Source organism: Streptomyces sp. S063 (genome assembly GCF_002832675.1).
GTDB classification, from domain to species: Bacteria; Actinomycetota; Actinomycetes; order Streptomycetales; family Streptomycetaceae; genus Streptomyces; species Streptomyces sindenensis.
Genome location: NZ_CP021707.1, coordinates 1,450,101 through 1,465,287 on the forward strand (window position 1 = coordinate 1,450,101; position 15,187 = coordinate 1,465,287).

Below are 15,187 nucleotides of genomic sequence, written 5' to 3' on the forward strand. Positions count from 1 at the left end.
CAACCACCGTACGGCCCGCCACTGACAACGGCCTCGGATCAGCGGTACCGGGCCCGTGCCGCGCCCTCGCGGACCATGCTCCGCGGTCGGTGTCCGGCCCGCGGGTACGGGCCGGGGCCGCCGGTCATCAACCTCGGGTCGATCAGCAGCACGACGGCGGCGAGGAGCAGGAAGCAGGCGGGTCCCGCCAGCATCGGGCCGATGATCTCGGCGGGCCGGTCGCGGGGCAGGACGTCGGCCAGGTCGGCCGGCAGGGTGGGCGGCAGGTGCAGGTGCACGTCGAGCGCCGCCATGCCGGTGTAGTGCATCCCGGTCACCGCGATGGCCATCAGGATGCTCGCGCCGAGGCCGGAGAGGGCTCCCCGCAGGGTGACGGCCGCCCACAGCGCGCCCGTGGCGGCGCCCCCGGCGATCAGCACCGAGAGGACGACGAGGGGCGTGTCGTACGCGAGGTGTGCGGCCAGGCGCATGCCCGCCATGCCGAGATAGTGCATCGAGGCGATGCCGAGACCGGTGATGGTGCCGCCCGTGATCAGCGCCATGCGGGTCGCGCCCCGGTATCCCACAATGAAGATGCCGATGCCGATCATCACGACGGCCACGGCCAGGCCGGCGAAGGTGAGGGTCTTGTCGTAGGAGATCGGCGTCTCTTGGACGGTGAAGCCGGTCATCGCGATGAAGTGCATGGTCCACACCCCGGAGCCGATGGACAACGAGCCCAGCGCCAGCCAGCCGATGCGACAGGAGCGTGTCGTGTGAAGGGACCGGGTGGTGCAGCGGAGTCCGAGCGCGGCTCCCAGCGCGGCCATGAAGAACGCCGCGACCGGAGTCACCAGGCCGTAGGTGAATCCGTCGACTGTTCCTTGCATGCGCGTGCGCCCTTCGAGAATGCCCGGGGTCGAGGAGGGTCCCCAAGGGGCGAGTCCCGGCAGACAGACAAAAGAAGGCGCATTTTATCGGCACGGTCGCGGGCCGTGCCGCGGTGGTGGTCCTCCGGACCGAAGGTTCCGTTCATTTCGCGGCCATCGCCACCCCGCCGGGCGTTGGCGGGCCGCTGTCACTCTCTGCGTGTCCGCACACTCCCGACGTGAGGAGTCCCCGTGTTCGTCCGCACCGCAACCGCCTCCACCACCGCCGCCGCCCTGCTCGGCGCCGGCGCCCTGCTGCTGCCCGCCGACCGGCCCGAGGCCCCGGACCAGGTCTCCGCGCAGCGGGCGAACCCGGTCGTCGTGGCCCACCGGGGGGCGTCGGGCTACGCGCCGGAGAACACCCTCGCCGCCGTCGACGCAGCGGACGCACTCGGTATCGACTGGGTCGAGAACGACGTCCACCGCAGCCGTGACGGCGTGCTCGTCGTGCTGCACGACACCGACCTGAAGCGCACGACGGACGTCGAGGAGGTCTTCCCCGACCGGGCGCCGTGGGCGGTCAAGGACTTCACCGCGGCGGAGCTGGCGAAACTCGACGCGGGCAGCTGGTTCGGGGAGCAGTTCACCGGGGCCCGGATCCCGACGCTCACCCAGTTCCTGCACCGCCTGGAGCGCAACCGGCAGAAGCTGCTCCTGGAGATCAAGAGCCCGGCGACCTACCCGGGCATCGAACGGGACATCATCCGGACCCTGGGCCGGTCGGGGTGGCTGGACCGCTCCCACGTGCGGGACCGGCTGGTCATCCAGAGCTTCGGCGCCGACAGCGTGAAGAAGGTGCACGAACTGCGCCCCGACATCACGACCGGCTTCCTGGGCACCCCGGCGGTGGCTGACCTGCCCTCGTACGCGACGTTCACCGACCAGATCAACCCGTCGTACGCGACGATCGGCGCCGACTACGTGGCGGCCGTCCAGCGGCTCAAGGGCCCGCACGGCAAGCGTCTGCGGGTGAACACGTGGACGGTCAACAAGGCGGCGGACGCGGTGAAGGCCCGTGACTACGGGGTCGACGGCATCATCACCAACTTCCCCGACATGGTGCGCGACGCGACGAGCTGACGCGGCCGTGCCGGCTGACTCGGCCGGGGGGCTGACGCCGCGGAGGGACGGGTCCGTCGGCCGCGGGCCCGCCGGCGGGTCCGCCGTTCCGCGTTTCCGCCGGCGGGTCCGCCGTTCACCGGTTCCGCGGACGGGTCCGTTCCCGCCGCCCTTCCGCGTCTTTCGGCCGACGGGCCCGTCGCTGTCAGTGGCGGGCCGTACGGTGGTCGGCATGAACAGCTACGGGGTCGGTGGGGGGCCGACCGTCGAGTGGGATGTCGTGGACAGCGGCATCGGCCCGCTGCTGCTCGCGGCGACCGCGACCGGTCTGGTGACCGTGGCCTTCCACGCCCGCCCCGCCGTCCGGGAGGCGACCCTCGACCAGTTGCGCATCCGGTTCGGCACGGAGCCGGTGGCGGCGCCCGGCTCGGCACGGCTCGCCGAGCCGATCAGCGAGCTCGCGGCGTACTTCGCGGGCGAGCCGCGGGATCTCGACCTCGTTCTGGACTGGTCGCTGACCTCCGGCTTCCACCGCGAGGTGCTCCGCGAGCTGGCGTCCGGGGTGCCTTACGGGACGGTCGTCGGATACGGCGAGCTGGCCGCGCGGGTGGGCCGGCCGGAGGGGGCGCAGGCGGTGGGCGCGGCCATGGGGCCAACCCACTGCCGGTGGTGGTGCCGTGCCACCGGGTGGTGGAGAGCGACGGGGGCCTGGGCGGATTCAGCGGGGGGCTGGAGACCAAGCGGCAGCTGCTGGCGCTGGAGGGGGTGCTGCCGCAGCCGCTGTTCTAGACGGTGCCGGGTCGCGACGAATGCGCGCACGGCCGCGGCGTAGTCCTCGACCGCGCACCGCGGGGGCTCGGCGAGGGCTCGGTGCGGTCCTTCGGGGAGATGTTCACCCGCCCGGGTGCACGGCGGCGGCCGGGCGGTGACACACTGCGCCGGTGACACGCCCCCTCTCCCTCCCCCGGTTCCGGCCGTCGGCCTGCCCGCCCTGCAGCGCCGGACGTCGGCCGTGCTCGTCGTCAGCCAGATACTCGGCGGCCTCGGCGTGGCCATCGGCATCGCCCTGGCCCCGATGCTCGCCGCCGAGGTGAGCGGATCGGAGGCGCTGTCCGGACTCGCGCCGACCGCCTCCGTCCTCGGCACGGCGCTGCTGTCGCTGCCGCTGGCCGCCCTGATGACCTCCCGGGGCCGCCGGTCCGGACTGATGCTCGCCTATCTGATCGGTGCGCTGGGCGGCGGCCTGGTGGTCCTGGCCACGATGCTGCCGAGCTTCCCGCTGCTGCTGCTCGGCATGGCCGGGTTCGGCGCGGGGTCGCTGGCCGGTCTCCAGGCGCGGTTCGCCGCGGCCGACCTGGTGGGGCCGGAGCGTCGGGGGCGGGCCATCTCCACCGTCGTCTGGGCGACCACGATCGGCTCGGTCCTGGGCCCCAACATCTCGGCCCCGGCAAGCCGGCTGTTCCGCGGTACGGGGGTGCCCGAGGCGGCCGGGCCGTTCCTCTGCTCGGCCGCCGTGTTTCTGCTCGCCGGACTCGTCGTGGCGCTCGCGCTGCGCCCTGATCCGCTCCTCACCGCCCGCGCCCTGGCCCCGGAGGGCCCGGAGGGGCCGCCGAAGCGCTCCCTGCGCGCCGGGATCGCGGCCGTGCGCGCGTCGCCGATGGCGCGGCTCGCCCTGGTGACGGTCACCGTGTCGCACACCGCCATGGTGTCGATCATGGTCATGACTCCGGTCGACCTGAGCCGGCACGGCGCCGATCTCCAGCTGATCGGGCTCGTCATCAGCGGCCACATCGCGGGCATGTACGCGTTCTCGCCGGTGATGGGATGGCTGGCCGACCGGTTCGGCCGGCTGACCGTGATCGGGCTGGCCGTGGGACTGCTGAGCTGCGCCGCGCTGCTGGCGGGCACGGCCGGACCCCGGCACGGGCAGACCGCGGCGGGCCTCTTCGTGCTGGGGCTCGGCTGGTCGGCGGGGATGATCGCCGGGTCCGCGCTGCTCACCGACGCGGTGCCACGGTCCGCCCAGGCGGCGGTGCAGGGGCTGTCGGACCTGACCATGAACGCGGCGGCGGGCGTCGGCGGGGCGACGGCCGGAGTGATCGTCGCCCAGTGGGGGTACGGCCCCCTCAACGCGATCGGCGCCACGCTGCTGCTGCCGGTCGCCGCGCTCGCCCTGCGCCGGAGCCTGCGGCAGCGGCCGGGAGCGGGGGCGGTCGGCGGCTGACCCGCGCGCCGCCGGTCCGGACGCCCTGCGCCTCGGGACCTCGCCCCGGCCGCTCCGCCGGAGAACCGCGCCCCTCAGAGGCTGATGTGGTACGCCTTGCGGAGCGTCTCGTGGACGGTCCACGTCGTCCGGTCGCCCTCGCGCAGGACGCAGGCGTCCCCCGGGCCGATCTCCAGCGTCGCCCCGCCCTCGACCGCGACCGTCGCCCGGCCGCTGACGTCGACGGCCGGGCCCATGTGGGCCTCGGCGAGGACCAGTTGGAGCGGGTCGCCGGGGACACTGCGGTGCGCAAACTGGGGCACCGCGATCTCGCCCCGGCACTCGCCGCCGGGGCGAGCGGGGCGACGACGGTGTCCGCGACGGCGTTCCTGGCGGCGCGGGCGGGCGTCGGCGTCTTCGCGACGGGCGGGCTCGGCGGCGTACACCGGGAGTGGGCCGCCGACCAGGACGAGTCGGCCGATCTGCGGCTGCTCGCCCGCACCGGGATCACCGTGGTCTGCGCGGGGGTGAAGTCGATCCTTGACGTCCCGGCGACCCTCCAGCGGCTGGAGACCCTCGGCGTCTGTGTCGTCGGTTACGGCACCGGGCGCTTCCCCGGCTTCTATCTGAGCAGCTCCGGCGAGCCCGTCGACTGGACGGTGCGCAGCCCCGACGAGGTGGTGGAGGTGATCCGGGCGAGGGAGGCACTGGGCGGGCCGGCGTCCGCGCTGATCGTCGCCAACCCCGTACCGGAAGCGGATCAGTTGGATCCGGCACTGCACGACCGGGTCCTGGCGGAGGCGCTGGAGGCGTGCCGGGAACGGGGTATCTCGGGGCAGGGCGTCACGCCGTTCCTGCTGGACCAGCTGACGCGGCGGACCGGCGGCGCGTCGCTGGAGGCGAACCTCGCGGCCGTACGCGGAAACGTGACACTCGCGGCGCGGATCGCCGCCGCGGCGACGGAGGCCACGTGAGCCGTCACGGCGGCGGAGATCCGATGAGCGGCGGCGCGGGCCCGGTGGGCCGCCCCGGGGGCGGCCGTGGGCTGCTGGTGGTGGGGGACGTGGTCACCGATGTGGTGGCGCGGCACGGGTCGACGCTCGCGCACGGTACGGACACGAAGGCCCGGATCCTCACCCTGCCGGGCGGCGCGGGGGCCAACGTTGCGTGCTGGGCAGTGCGTTCGGGCTGCCCGGACGTCCGGCTGCTGGCCCGCGCGGGGGCGGAGTCCGCCGACTGGCACCGGGAAGCGCTGGCGGCGGCGGGGGTCCGGGCGTTCCTCGCCGTGGACGACGAGGTTCCGACGGCGACCGTCATCGCCCTGGTCGACGCGGCGGCGGAGCGTACGTTCCTGACCGACGGCGGGGCGGTCCTGCGGCTCGCCGTCGAGGACTTCGCGCCCACGATGCTCGACGGTGTCGGGCGCCTGCATCTCTCCGGCTATCTCCTGTTCGCCGCGGTGAGCCGGGCCGCCGCTCTCCTCGCCCTGCGCACCGCCGTGGAGCGGGGGATTCCGGTGAGCGTGGACCCGGCGTCGGCCGGATTCCTCGGGGAGCTGGGGCCGGAGCGGTTCCTGGAGTTCGCGGAGGGGGCGGAGCTGCTTCTGCCGAACGCGGACGAGGCCCGGCTGCTCACCGGGCTGCCCGAACCCGGTGCCGCTGCGGCCGAGTTGAGCCGGTGGTTTCCGCGCGTCGTCGTGACGCTGGGCGCGCGGGGCGCCGTGGTGGCCGCCGGGGGTGAGGTGGTGGGCCGCGTTCCCGCCCCGCCGGTACCCGAGCCGGTCGACTCGACGGGTGCGGGCGACGCGTTCACCGGCGGGTTCCTGGCGGCCCTGCTGGCCGGTGCGGACGAGGTGACCGCCGCGGCCGAGGGATGCCGGGCGGGGGCGGCGGCCGTGAGGACGGTGGGCGGCCGGCCACCGGTCCGCTGAGGACGGACGCCGCACCGCGCGTACGGTGAGGGCCGCCGCAGGCCGCAGGCCTCACCCTCTCCCCGGCAGCCCCGACCAGGCCGGGTGCGCGGGATCGTCCGCCCGGACCACCACATGGGCCCGCTCGGCGGGCGCCACCTCGTCCTCGTACCGGGCGAAGGCGGGCAGCGTCCAGCGTTCCGACTCCGCCGTGCGCCGCCGCAACGCCCCGGGCGACAGCCGCAGATGAACGGTGAACGCGAACGGGAACCAGTGCCCCAGCAGGAACGGGCCGTGCACGAGGACCACCCCGCCCTCGGGCAGCGCGTGGTACGGGGAGCGGGTGGCCCGGTCCGTCACGGGGTCCCAGAGGTCGGGCAGCACCCGGCCGGAGCCGCCCGCCTCCAGCGGCCCGAACACCTCGCGCCACAGCGCCCCGGTGTCGAACCAGCCGTCGAGGTACGCGTCCGCGTCCTGCTTCCCGAACTCGAAGCGCAGACTGGCCGGGCGCAGGAACCCCTCGGTGGGGACCACCAGGACCGAACGGCCGAGCAGCCGCAGCTCCTCGGCGAGGCGTTCGGCCCTCTCGCCGGTGCGGGCGGCCGGCGCCCCGTCGATCCCGAGGGCGAGCCAGGGCCCGCCGTCGGCGGCGGACAGTCCGTCGCCGTACCGGGCCAGCTCGCCGGTCAGCCGTTCCCAGGTGATCGCTTCGAGTCTCACGGTCCCATCATCGCCGCACCGGAGGGAGAGCGCCCCGCCGGGCGGTTCACTCCCCGCGCAGCTCCGCCGCGAGCGGGCTGTCTCCCATCACCTCGACACGGCCGTCCTTCACCGCCTCCGCGAGGGTCGCCCCGCCCCGCGCCAGCTCCAGGCAGACCTCCGCGCCGAGGACGATCCGGGCGTCGGGGCGGTCGGCGGGGCCGTAGCCGTACACCGCCCCGTACGCCTCGGCGCCCGGCACCACGAGCCCTGCTCCCCCACCGGGCCGGAGACCGACACGGAGGTGGAACTCCCCCTCGTCGAGGCGGACTTCGAGCACGCCTTCCCGGGCGATTCCGGCGAGGGCGCCGAGCAGCGGCAGGGCGAACCAGTGGGCCCGCACCGCGTCGGTCGGGCGGCGCTCGGCAAGGGCGGGCGCGCCCCATTCGGCGAGCGCGGTGAGCACCGGCAGGAGGCCCAGGCCGCGCTCGGTCAGCTCGTAGACCGACGCGGCCGACGGGGGCGGCAGCTTGCGGCGCAGGGCCAGCCCGGACTGCTCCATGTCCTTCAGACGGGAGGCCAGCACGTCCGTGCTGACTCCGGGCAGGTCGGCGTGCAGGTCCGTGTACCGGCGCGGACCGCCCAGCAGTTCACGGACGATCAGCAGGGTCCACCGGTCGCCGACGGAGTCGAGGGCGCGGGCGGTGGCGTCGAACTGGTCGTAGCTCCGGCGGCGGACGGGACGTGCTGCTGGCTGCTGCTGACGTGGCATGCGACGCAGTCTAGACATGTTGTTGGACTTTCCAAGCGCAAGCTTGGTAAAACCAAGTATCGCAATTCGGCTCGGGAGGCAGCGCATGGAGTTCCGGCAGTCCAGCAAGCTCAACGAGGTCTGCTACGAGATCCGGGGCCCGGTCATCGAGCACGCCAACGCCCTGGAGGAGGCGGGCCACAGCGTGCTCCGGCTCAACACGGGCAATCCCGCGCTCTTCGGCTTCGAGGCCCCCGAGGAGATCGTCCAGGACATGATCCGGATGCTGCCGCAGGCCCATGGCTACACCGATTCGCGCGGCATCCTCTCGGCCCGGCGGGCGGTGGCCCAGCGCTACCAGTCGATGGGGCTGACCGAGGTCGGCGTGGACGACGTGTTCCTCGGCAACGGGGTCTCCGAGCTGATCTCCATGGCCGTGCAGGCCCTGCTGGAGGACGGCGACGAGGTGCTGATCCCGGCGCCGGACTTCCCTCTGTGGACGGCGGTGACCACGCTCGCGGGCGGCAAAGCGGTGCACTACGTCTGCGACGAGGAGTCCGACTGGAATCCGGATCTCGCCGACATGGCGTCGAAGATCACCGACCGGACCAAGGCCGTCGTGATCATCAACCCGAACAACCCCACCGGCGCGGTCTATCCGCGCGAGATCCTGGAAGGCATCCTCGATCTGGCCCGGCGGCACGGGCTGATGGTGTTCGCCGACGAGATCTACGACCAGATCCTGTACGACGGGGCCGAGCACCACAGCGCGGCCGTCCTCGCCCCGGACCTGGTCTGCCTGACGTTCAGCGGTCTGTCGAAGACGTACCGGGTGGCCGGGTTCCGCTCCGGCTGGATGGTGGTGTCCGGTCCGCACCAGCACGCCCGCAACTACCTGGAGGGCCTGACCATGCTGGCCTCCATGCGGCTGTGCCCCAACGCGCCCGCGCAGTACGCCATTCAGGCCGCGCTCGGGGGCCGCCAGTCCATCAAGGAGCTGGTCGCCCCGGGCGGAAGGCTGCACGAGCAGCGCGACCGGGCCTGGGAGCGGCTGAACGAGATCCCCGGCGTCTCGTGCGTGAAGCCGAAGGGCGCGCTGTACGCGTTTCCGCGCATCGATCCGAAGGTCCATCCGATCGTCGACGACGAGAAGTTCGTGCTGGACCTGCTGTTGCGGGAGAAGATCCAGGTGGTGCAGGGCACCGGTTTCAGCTGGCCGCGCCCGGACCACTTCCGCATCCTCACCCTTCCGTACGCTGACGATCTCGACGCGGCGATCAGCCGCATCGGCCGCTTCCTCAGCGGATACCGGCAGTGAGCCTCCCGCCCGTGTTCGGCCCGGCCCCGGAAACGCGAGCGGGCCCGGAGGCGTAGCCGGCCTCCGGGCCCTGTGAATGCCGCCCATCTGGCACGCCGGCACGTTTAAGGGTCCGGGTCAGTCATGATGTCGTCGCGTCCTGCCTTTGGACCACCGCAGATCGGAGCTCTGCGGGCCGGACTTGAACCGGCATCTCGACGCGCGCGGGCCCGGGCCCGTTCGATCCGGCGATCGGCGGCGAATGCTGAGTCTGGAGCAAGAGTCTGAGATTGACGGCGGCTGCCTCTGCCGACTTGGGCTACTCCGGCCCGTGCCGGAGGGAGGAGTCGAACCTCCACTGGTACCGCGCCTTCACGACAAGCTTCAGTTTCAGCTTGCGCTCCTCGCGCACCCCGGCCCCCTGAGACGGCGGCCGGGGAATCCATGGTCGGTCACCCGAAGAGGTAACCGAATACCGCATCACCCACCCGCTGGTCGGTGACCTCCGCGCCGTTGGCCTCCTCGCGGGCGAACTTCACGGCCTGCTGGAGTTTCTCGATCCGGTCCAGCAGCTCGTTGACGCGCCGCGCGGGCAGCGCCCCGGAGAACTTGACGGTCGTCCAGTACCCGACCGGGATGTCCTCGTAGTACACCTCGACCTGTGCCGGGTGCTTCTCGGTGGCCTCCGCCTTCACATGGTTGCGGGGGACCTTCTTGGTGCGGAGCGTACGGACCGGCTCGGTCTTCCAGGAGTCGGTCGAGGGGTCCTGCACCCAGGCCTCTGCCGCGTCCAGGACAGGCAGCTTGCGGACGAAGGTGTTGAGGTCGGTCAGCTGCTTCTCCAGGAAGAGCAGATACGCCACCGGCACCTCGCTCACCAGCACCCGGCCGTCGACCTTCACATCGGCCCGGGCCGAGCAGTTCGCCCAGTCCTTCGTGGCGGTCACATCGAAGAGGCGGGTCAGCGTCGTCGCGGTCTCCCGCAGCACGTCCTCGGCCTTGACCTGGACCAGCGTCGACTCGGGCGGAAGCTGTTCGCCCTCCTCGTCCTTGGGCTGGTAGGTACGGGAGATCCCGGCCAGCAACGCGGCCTTCTGGAGGCCGTGATGAGCCGCCGTCAGGTCCTGGTGCGCCTTGGACTTGACGCCCTTCTCCACTGCGATGATCTGATTGAGTTTCGCCACGTCGAGGACGCTAACAGGGGCAACTCCCCGGTGGCCAAGGGTTTTACCGTACGTAGTGGGGGTCGTCGTCCCCGGCCGTGTCGGGGACGGAGTCGCCGGCGAGCAGGGCTTCGAGGGCGGAGACCGGGTCGGGGTCCGGGGCGGCGCGCGGCCACCAGTCGTCGGCGCCGGGGTCGGACTCGTAGCCGTACCAGCGCAGGTCCTGGCCGAAGCGGAGCTGGAGCGAACCGGCCGGGTGGGTGAGGTGGTTGCGCCAGGGCGTGAAGCGCGGAAACCCGGCGGCGGCGAGCGCGGGCCTGGCCCGGTCGAAGGGACCGGCCGGCGGATCCCAGGGCGTTTCCAGGGCGGCCAGGCCGTCGGCCTCCCCCTGGCGCCAGGCGGCGACGGCGCGGGCCAGGTCGGTGGTGGTGCGGCCGGTGGCGTACGCCAGCTCGCGGTAGAGCGCGCGGGTGGTGGCGGTGAGCCCGGCGGTCGGGCGCGCGGCGGCGAGGCGGACGGCGTCCTGCCACTCGGTGAGCCCGGCCAGCGGATCACGGCCGGTGGTCAGCAGGGCGTGGGCGCGGGCGACGGCGTCGGTGGCGAGGTGGTCCAGGCCCAGGGGGTCGCGGGCGCCGGGCAGGTCCGGGTACGACGGTGGCTGGCCGGGGTGCGGCGGGACGGGGCGGGGCGCCGGGAGCGGCGGCAGGAAGCGGGCGGCGAAGGCCTCGCCCGCCGCGACCGAGGGCATGGCCGGGGCGGCGGGGCGCTCGCGGGCGGAGTGTTCGGCGTTGCGCCGGGCCAGCGCGTCCAGCAGTTCGCGCTCGCCCCGGCCCCGCATCAGCAGCAGGACGAACGGGTCGCTGTCGAGCAGCAGCGCCGTCTGGAAGCAGAGGGCGGCGACATGCTTGCAGGGCCGCCCGTGGTCGGGGCAGGTGCAGCTGGGGTCGAGGTCGTCGGCGGCGGGCAGCAGCCGGACACCCGCCTCTTCCGCCGTCCGGGCCAGGGAGTGCGGCATCTCCTTGGCCAGCAGCGCGGACAGATGGCCGGGCCGGGCGGCGACCGCGTCGAGCAGGGCCTCCCACCCCGGGTCGGCGAAGGTGCGCAGGCGCAGTTCGGCGCGGTAGGGGCGGGCCCGGCTGCCGTGCACATAGGCGACCACGCGGCCGGGGGTGACGGTGATCGCGGCGACCTGGCCGTCGTCGGCGTACGCCCGGCCGCGGGCGAGACGGGCCTCGTCCATCGACAGGGACTCCAGCGCCTCCACCCAGGCCCGGCCCCACCAGCTCGCGGCGAACGGCTCGCCATCGGCGGAGGTGCGGGCGGGCACCGCCTCGAAGGTGCGCCGCAGATCGTCCGGGCCGATCCGGGCGCGCGGGGCGGATCTGCGGGCGGCCGGGCCGGTGGTCGGGCGCGGGGCGGGGCCCGTGGTCGGGCGCGGGCTCATGCGGGCCTCCGCAGGGACACGAGGTCGGCGAGGTCACGGTCGCTCAGCTCGGTCAGGGCGCTCTCCCCGCTGCCGAGCACCGCGTCCGCCAGGGCCCGCTTGGACTCCAGCAGTTCGGCGATCCGGTCCTCCACCGTGCCCTCGGCGACGATCCGGTGGACCTGGACGGGCTGGGTCTGGCCGATGCGGTACGCCCGGTCGGTGGCCTGCTCCTCCACGGCCGGGTTCCACCAGCGGTCGAAGTGGACGACGTGGGCGGCGCGGGTGAGGTTCAGCCCCGTGCCGGCCGCCTTGAGGGAGAGCAGGAAGACGGGGACCTCGCCGGCCTGGAAGCGGTCCACCATCCGCTCCCGCTCGGCCACCGGCGTGCCCCCGTGCAGGAGTTGGGAGGGGATGGCCCGGGAGGCGAGGTGCGCGGAGAGGAGCCGCGCCATCGACACGTACTGGGTGAAGATCAGGACCGAGCCGTCCTCGGACAGGATCGTGTCGAGCAGTTCGTCGAGGAGGGCGAGCTTGCCGGAGCGGCCCGTGAGCCGGGTCGGCTCCTCCTTCAGATACTGCGCGGGGTGGTTGCAGATCTGCTTGAGCGAGGTCAGCAGCTTCATGATCAGGCCCCGGCGGGCGATGCCCTCGGCCGCCTCGATCTGCGCCATCGTCTCGCGGACGGCGGCCTCGTAGAGCGTGGCCTGCTCACGGGTGAGGGAGACGGGGTGGTCGGTCTCGGTCTTGGGCGGCAGCTCGGGGGCGATGCCGGGGTCGGACTTCCTGCGCCGCAGGAGGAAGGGGCGCACCAGCCGGGACAGCCGCTCGACCGCCTCGTCGTTGCCGAGGCCCGCGGCCGTGTCCGTACTCTCCACGATCCGGGCGTGCCGGGCCCGGAACGCCTTGAGCGGGCCGAGCAGTCCGGGGGTCGTCCAGTCGAGGAGCGCCCACAGCTCGGAGAGGTTGTTCTCGACGGGGGTGCCGGTGAGGGCGACCCGGGCCGGTGCGGGGATGGTGCGCAGCGCCTTGGCGGTGGAGGAGTGCGGGTTCTTGACGTGCTGCGCCTCGTCGGCGACGACCAGGCCCCAGCTCTGCTCGGCGAGCCGGTCGGCGCTGGAGCGCATGGTGCCGTAGGTGGTCAGGACGAACCCGCCGTCCGGATCGCTCAGGCTCCGGTCCGTGCCGTGGAAGCGGCGCACGGGCACCCCGGGGGCGAAGCGGTTGATCTCTCGGTGCCAGTTGCCGAGGAGGGAGGCGGGGCAGACCACGAGGGTGGGCGAGGGGTGCGCCCGGTGCAGATGGAGGGCGATGAGGGTGATGGTCTTGCCGAGGCCCATGTCGTCGGCGAGGCAGCCGCCGAGCCCGAGCGAGGTCATCCGGTCCAGCCAGGCAAGACCGCGCAGTTGGTAGTCGCGCAGGGTCGCGTCCAGGCCGGGCGGCGGCGCGATCGTCGTGTCGTCGGCGAGGAGGCGGGTCCGGAGCGCGGCGAGGGCCCCGGCCGGGACGGCGTCGACCCGCTCGCCGTCAACCTCGGCGCTGCCGGTGAGGGCGACGGCGAGCGCGTCCACCGGGTCCAGGAGCCCCAGCTCCCGCTTGCGCGCCTTGCGTACGAGGGCGGGGTCGACGACCACCCACTGGTCCCGCAGCCGCACCACCGGGCGGTGCGCCTCGGCCAGGAGGTCCATCTCCGCCTCGGTCAGCCGCTCGTCGCCCAGGGACAGCTGCCAGTCGAAGGCGAAGAGGCGCTCGGCGTCGAAGAAGGACGTGCCGTCGGTGGCCGATCCGGGCGCGGGCCGCACGACGGCGGCGGCGGTGAGCGAACGGGCCAGCTCGCGCGGCCAGCGCACCTCGACCCCGGCGGCGGCCAGCCGGGATCCGGCGTCGCTCAGCAGCTCGTACAGCTCGTCCTCGGTGATCGCCAGCACATCGGGGACGGGCTGTCCCAGGAGCCGTTCCAGCGGGGCCCAGACGCGGGCGGCGCGGCGCAGGGCCAGCACCGCGTCGACCTGGGAGCGCGGCCCGAACGGCTCGCCCGCCCCGCCGTTCCACAGGGCCGCCGCGTCGACCACGTACGTCGGGTCGGCGAGGCTGTGCACCTGCACGATCGCGGCGGCGGCGGGGCGGACCGCCGGGTCGTCCGCGTGCTCCGGCCCGGCCGTCTCCATCTCCTCGTGGGCGGCGGTGAGCGCGTAGGTGTCGGCGGTGTCGAACAGCTCGTACGCGGAGAGGTCCAGGCGCAGCGAGACCCGCACGCCCGCGTCCAGGCCCGAGGCCACTTCGACGGCCCAGGCCGCGGCCTGGGGCAGATGCTGGGGCTCGCGGGCGGCGAAGGGCGCGCCCATGGCGAACGCGGCGGCGGGCGTGCGCGGCAGCGTGTCGGCCACGGCGTCCAGGAACGCACCGGTCAGCGCCTCGGGGGCGGGCAGCCGGGGCGGCGCGGAGCCGGGGACCGGCACCGCGTGCCCCTCGGGCGGCAGGGCGGCGGCGACCGCCCGCAGATGCGCCACGTCCTCGGCGTCCGACGGGCCGGCCCGCCAGGCGTCGTGGCCGTCCGCCGTGAGTCCGGGAAGGAGCCGGCCACGGGCGACGAGGTGGAGGGCGTGCAGGGCGGCCGCGCCCCAGCAGCGTGTGGCGGGGTGGGCGGACGCCTGCTGCGGGGCCCGGACCAGCAGGGGCAGCGCGTCGGCCACGGACAGCACCGCCGCGGGCACCTCGGCGATGCGGACGCCCCGGGGCCCGCGGCGTCGTCCGGACGGGCGACCGTGAGCCGGGCGGAGGTGTACGTGACGGTGTCGGGGCGCGCGGAGGGCTCCGCGTACGCGAAGGGCGTCCCGGTCCGCCCCTGTGCGCCGTCGTCCTGCCACGGGCCGGCATCCGCGAGCGGGTCCCAGAAGGCGATGCGGCCGTCCCGGGGCACCGGGCCGGGCAGGAAGACCGCCGCACAGCGCAGCAGGCGGGCGACATCGGCGGTCCGGGGCGCACTGAGGGTGTCCGGCGCCGCGCCCTCACGGGTCCGCTCCGTCATGTCCACTCCCTCCCCTCCGCTCGATCCCCGTACCCGGGTCTCCGATCTCCGTCGGCACGGAATGTGCTGACTCCGCGAGTCTAGGCGGGAGGTCTGACACTGCGGACGCCCGCAGCATCGCCGCAGCTCAGCGGTGGCTCGACCGCGTGATGGTACGTCGCCGGCGTCCCCGGCTCGGCGAGCGGGCCGCCACGCTCGGTGACAGGCGAACGGGCTGTGGTCGGGTGGAGTCGCCGTCGCCCCGCGGCTCGCCCGGTCGGCCGCGTCCGGGATGCCGGGGGCGGCCGGGCCGGGCAGGGTGGCCAGCGCCAGCACGTCTTTTCCGACGTACCGACTTCGCCGGACGAGCACCGGACGAGCAGAGAAGGACCCGCCCATGTCCGTGACCGCTACCGTTCCCCGCCGCCGACGCCGCCTCGCCCTCACCGCCGGAGTCTCGCTGCTCGCCCTCGCCGCCACGGGCTGCTCCGGGCTCGGCCGCACCGCGGTGGGGCCGGTGACCTACACGACGGAGCGCGAAGCGGTGATCCAGGTGAACAGCCCGTCGGTACGCGGCTGCCACCGGATCGCCCCGGCGGGGGCCCACGAGGTGGAGAACGGGACGCTGATCGACGCCATCATGTACCGCACACGTGACTGCACGGGCGGCAGCACGATCTATGTGCCGACCGGGGTCACCGATGTGACGGCGCCGGGCAGCGAGCCGTGGCGCAGCTACAGCTTCGTGCACTGAGCGACAGGGCCGGG

At 74.0% G+C, this 15,187-nt stretch carries 11 protein-coding genes and 4 pseudogenes; 7 read left to right on the forward strand and 8 right to left on the reverse strand.

Going from position 1 to position 15,187, the window contains the following annotated elements; all coding sequences use genetic code 11:
• Window positions 1-38 precede the first annotated feature (38 nt).
• Complete coding sequence (locus CCZ36_RS06510) at window positions 39-869, reverse strand: MHYT domain-containing protein (RefSeq protein WP_069740267.1); 831 nt, start codon at window positions 867-869, stop codon at window positions 39-41.
• Between the two features lie 231 nt (window positions 870-1,100).
• Between CCZ36_RS06510 and CCZ36_RS06515 the strand changes: the two genes are divergently transcribed.
• From CCZ36_RS06515 to CCZ36_RS06525, 3 genes and pseudogenes are all read left to right on the forward strand, one after another.
• Window positions 1,101-1,988 (forward strand): glycerophosphodiester phosphodiesterase family protein, encoded by an 888-nt coding sequence (locus CCZ36_RS06515; protein WP_128817193.1) that lies wholly within the window; start codon window positions 1,101-1,103, stop codon window positions 1,986-1,988.
• A gap of 211 nt (window positions 1,989-2,199) precedes the next feature.
• A pseudogene (locus CCZ36_RS06520) lies at window positions 2,200-2,756 on the forward strand (methylated-DNA--[protein]-cysteine S-methyltransferase).
• 223 nt (window positions 2,757-2,979) lie between these two features.
• On the forward strand, window positions 2,980-4,191 hold the full coding sequence (locus CCZ36_RS06525) for an MFS transporter (RefSeq protein ID WP_069740276.1): 1,212 nt from the start codon (window positions 2,980-2,982) through the stop codon (window positions 4,189-4,191).
• A gap of 74 nt (window positions 4,192-4,265) precedes the next feature.
• Here CCZ36_RS06525 and CCZ36_RS06530 read toward each other — a convergent pair.
• Window positions 4,266-4,415: pseudogene (locus CCZ36_RS06530) on the reverse strand (cupin domain-containing protein); the annotation flags it as partial.
• On the opposite strand from CCZ36_RS06530, the pseudogene CCZ36_RS06535 reads away from it, so the two are divergent.
• Both CCZ36_RS06535 and CCZ36_RS06540 read left to right on the forward strand, forming a co-directional pair.
• A pseudogene (locus CCZ36_RS06535) lies at window positions 4,404-5,144 on the forward strand (pseudouridine-5'-phosphate glycosidase); the annotation flags it as partial. The pseudogenes CCZ36_RS06530 and CCZ36_RS06535 sit on opposite strands and share 12 nt — an antisense overlap.
• A gap of 23 nt (window positions 5,145-5,167) precedes the next feature.
• Entirely contained in the window at window positions 5,168-6,100 is a 933-nt protein-coding gene (locus tag CCZ36_RS06540) for a carbohydrate kinase family protein (RefSeq protein ID WP_128819407.1), read from the forward strand.
• A 51-nt stretch (window positions 6,101-6,151) separates the two neighbouring features.
• On the opposite strand, the gene CCZ36_RS06545 is transcribed toward CCZ36_RS06540, so the two are convergent.
• Together CCZ36_RS06545 and CCZ36_RS06550 are read right to left on the reverse strand one after the other, a co-directional pair.
• Window positions 6,152-6,799: a uridine kinase gene (locus tag CCZ36_RS06545; protein WP_069740272.1), complete on the reverse strand. Its 648-nt coding sequence runs from the start codon at window positions 6,797-6,799 to the stop codon at window positions 6,152-6,154.
• A 46-nt stretch (window positions 6,800-6,845) separates the two neighbouring features.
• Window positions 6,846-7,550 carry a winged helix-turn-helix transcriptional regulator gene (locus CCZ36_RS06550; RefSeq protein WP_237302599.1) on the reverse strand — a complete coding sequence of 235 codons (705 nt, stop codon included), beginning with the start codon at window positions 7,548-7,550 and terminating at the stop codon, window positions 6,846-6,848.
• An 85-nt stretch (window positions 7,551-7,635) separates the two neighbouring features.
• On the opposite strand from CCZ36_RS06550, the gene CCZ36_RS06555 reads away from it, so the two are divergent.
• Entirely contained in the window at window positions 7,636-8,847 is a 1,212-nt protein-coding gene (locus CCZ36_RS06555; RefSeq protein WP_069740274.1) for a pyridoxal phosphate-dependent aminotransferase, read from the forward strand.
• Window positions 8,848-9,158: 311 nt separating this feature from the next.
• Here the strand turns inward: CCZ36_RS06555 and CCZ36_RS34720 are convergent.
• The 4 genes and pseudogenes from CCZ36_RS34720 to CCZ36_RS06570 form a co-directional block, all read right to left on the reverse strand.
• Window positions 9,159-9,244 (reverse strand): annotated as a pseudogene (locus CCZ36_RS34720).
• A gap of 34 nt (window positions 9,245-9,278) precedes the next feature.
• Window positions 9,279-10,010 (reverse strand): DUF7873 family protein, encoded by a 732-nt coding sequence (locus CCZ36_RS06560; protein ID WP_065480779.1) that lies wholly within the window; start codon window positions 10,008-10,010, stop codon window positions 9,279-9,281.
• A 43-nt stretch (window positions 10,011-10,053) separates the two neighbouring features.
• On the reverse strand, window positions 10,054-11,433 hold the full coding sequence (locus CCZ36_RS06565) for an SWIM zinc finger family protein (protein WP_128817194.1): 1,380 nt from the start codon (window positions 11,431-11,433) through the stop codon (window positions 10,054-10,056).
• Entirely contained in the window at window positions 11,430-14,114 is a 2,685-nt protein-coding gene (locus CCZ36_RS06570; RefSeq protein WP_443069793.1) for an SNF2-related protein, read from the reverse strand. Before CCZ36_RS06570 ends, CCZ36_RS06565 begins: the two co-directional genes overlap by 4 nt.
• 702 nt (window positions 14,115-14,816) lie before the next feature.
• On the opposite strand from CCZ36_RS06570, the gene CCZ36_RS06575 reads away from it, so the two are divergent.
• A complete protein-coding gene (locus tag CCZ36_RS06575; protein ID WP_069740318.1) occupies window positions 14,817-15,173 on the forward strand; it encodes a hypothetical protein in 357 nt (118 codons plus the stop codon).
• Window positions 15,174-15,187 lie beyond the last annotated feature (14 nt).

Excerpts from the sequence above, each read along its gene's own strand:
- CCZ36_RS06510 (WP_069740267.1), bottom strand. The coding sequence starts at position 869 with ATGCAAGGAACAGTCGACGGATTCACCTACGGCCTGGTGACTCCGGTC.
- CCZ36_RS06540 (WP_128819407.1), top strand. The coding sequence starts at position 5,168 with ATGAGCGGCGGCGCGGGCCCGGTGGGCCGCCCCGGGGGCGGCCGTGGG.
- CCZ36_RS06550 (WP_237302599.1), bottom strand. The coding sequence starts at position 7,550 with ATGCCACGTCAGCAGCAGCCAGCAGCACGTCCCGTCCGCCGCCGGAGC.
- CCZ36_RS06555 (WP_069740274.1), top strand. The coding sequence starts at position 7,636 with ATGGAGTTCCGGCAGTCCAGCAAGCTCAACGAGGTCTGCTACGAGATC.
- CCZ36_RS06565 (WP_128817194.1), bottom strand. The coding sequence starts at position 11,433 with ATGAGCCCGCGCCCGACCACGGGCCCCGCCCCGCGCCCGACCACCGGC.
- CCZ36_RS06575 (WP_069740318.1), top strand. The coding sequence starts at position 14,817 with ATGTCCGTGACCGCTACCGTTCCCCGCCGCCGACGCCGCCTCGCCCTC.